Below are 2494 nucleotides of genomic sequence, written 5' to 3'. Positions count from 1 at the left end.
CTGGTGTCGGCGCTACTGCCGCTGCCCGCGCTGGCCGACACCGACACCGATGCGGCGCCGGCCGCACAGCGCGCGGCGCGCCGTGCGTTCGACATTCCGGCCGGGCCGCTCGAGGCGGCGCTGAACCGGTTCGGCCGCGACGCGGGCATCCTGCTCGCGTTTCCGGCCGAGCTGACGGCCGGCCTGCCGAGCGGGGGCGTGCAGGGCCGCTTCGACGTCGACGGCGCGCTCGACCGCCTGCTCGCGGGCACGGGGCTCGTCGCGTTGCGCCAGCCGGGCGGCGGTTACACGCTGAAGCGCGCGGACGGTTCGATCGCACGGCCCGTGGCGGCCGGCGTCGCTGCGGGCGCCGAGTTGCCCGCGATCAATGTGCGCACCAGCGCGCTGCGCGCCGAAAGCTATCGCGCGCCGAAGGAGGCGGGCGTGCTGCGTTCCGACATCCCGCTGCTCGACACCGCGCAGGCCGTCAACATCGTGCCGGCACAGGTGCTGCGCGACCAGCGTCCGCGCAATCTGGACGACGCGCTCGGCAACGTCAGCGGCATCACGCAGGGCAACACGCTCGCGGGCACGCAGGACACGATCATGAAGCGCGGCTTCGGCGGCAACCGTGACGGCTCGATCATGCAGAACGGAATGCCGCTCGTGCAGGGGCGCGCGTTCAACGCGGCGGTCGACAGCGTCGAGGTGCTGAAGGGGCCGACGTCGCTGCTGTACGGGCTGATGGACCCGGGCGGCGTGGTCAACGTCGTCACCAAGCAGCCGCAGCTCAAGCGCTACAACGCGATCTCGCTCGGCGCGTCGACGTTCGGGCACGGCAAGAACGGCGGCAGCGCGACCTTCGATTCGACCGGGCCGGTCGGCGATTCGCGGCTTGCGTACCGGCTGATCGTCGACCAGTCGAACGAGCAGTACTGGCGCAACTTCGGCGAATACCGGCAGACCTTCGTCGCGCCGTCGCTCGCATGGTATGGCCGCGATACGCAGGTCACGGTGTCCTATCAGTACCGGAAATTCCATTCGCCGTTCGATCGCGGCACGGCGCTCGACCCGCGCACCAACGCGCCGCTCGACATTCCCGCGCGGCGGCGCATCGACGAGCCGTTCAACAACATGGACGGCGAATCGCACCTCGCGCAACTGAGCGTCGATCATCAGTTCAACGCGGACTGGAGCGCGCATTTCGGCTACAGCTACAACCGCGAGACCTACGACGCGAACCAGTTGCGCACGACGGGCGTCGATCCGGTGAAGGGCACGATGACGCGCAGCAACGACGCGACGCACGGCTCGCTCAGCACCGACAGCTACGGCATCGGCTACGTGAACGGCAAGCTGATGCTGGGCGGGATGCAGCACGACGTGCAGGTCGGCTTCGACACCGAATACCGCCGCATCTACCGCAAGGACATGCTGCGGCAGGCCGTGAAGACGCCGTTCAGCTACATCAATCCCGTCTACGGGCTGCTGCCGCCGTCGAGCACGGTGTCCGCAAGCGACAGCGACCAGACCGACACGCTGCACGATGCGTCGGCGTTCGTGCAGGACACGATCCACCTGACCGACAAGTGGATCGTGTCGGGCGGGTTGCGCTACATCACCTACAACCAGGTCGCAGGGCGCGGCCGGCCGTTCGTCGCGAACACCGATCTGAGCGGCTCGAAGTGGCTGCCGCGCGCGGGCGTCGTCTACAAGTGGACCGATACGTTCTCGCTGTACGGCAGCTATTCGCAGTCGCTGAAGCCGTCGTCGTCGATCGCGCCGATGACGGGTTACATCATCGACGGCGCGACGCCGCCCGAGGAAGCGACCGCGTGGGAAGTGGGCGGCAAGCTCGACTTGCCGGGCGGGATGACGGGCACGCTCGCGTTCTTCAACATCGACAAGAAGAACGTGCTCGTGTCGCAATACAACGACGCGACGAAGCTGACCGACTGGCGCACGTCGGGCAAGGCGCGCTCGCGCGGTATCGAGCTCGACGTGTCGGGCAAGATCGGCGAGCGCGTGAACGTGATCGCGAGCTACGCGTACATCGACGCGAAGACGACCGAGGATCCGCTGTACACGGGCAACCAGCTGTGGAACGTCGCGCGCCACACAGCGTCGCTCGCGGCCGTCTACGACTTCGGCACGGTGGTCGGCGGCGACGACCTGCGCATCGGTGCAGACATGCGCTATGTCGGCGCGCGGCCCGGCGATTCGGCGAACAGCTTCACGCTGCCGTCGTACGTGCTTGCCGACGCGTTCGCCACGTACGACACGCGGATCGGCAAGCAGAAGCTGTCGTTCCAGCTCAATGTGAAGAACCTCTTCAATCGCACCTACTACCCGTCGAGCGCGAACCGCTACTTCGTCGCGATCGGCGATGCGCGACAGGTGCGCCGATACGGTCGCATCGGCAGCGAGCACGTCGAACAGCGTCGCGCCCGTGCGCACGGCTTCCTTCGACGCATGTTCGACGACGTGATGCGCGTCGAGCCGGCCGATCTTGTCG

General features: G+C 67.8%; 1 protein-coding gene. It reads left to right on the top strand.

From position 1 onward, the window contains the following. Positions 1-2494 (top strand): TonB-dependent receptor (locus G3O06_RS47755; RefSeq protein ID WP_241020620.1); only part of this gene is annotated, 2494 nt, incomplete at both ends.

The organism is Burkholderia sp. Ac-20345, from assembly GCF_017104825.1.
GTDB classification, from domain to species: Bacteria; Pseudomonadota; Gammaproteobacteria; order Burkholderiales; family Burkholderiaceae; genus Burkholderia; species Burkholderia lata_B.
This window is presented reverse-complemented; position numbering and strand designations above follow the sequence as displayed.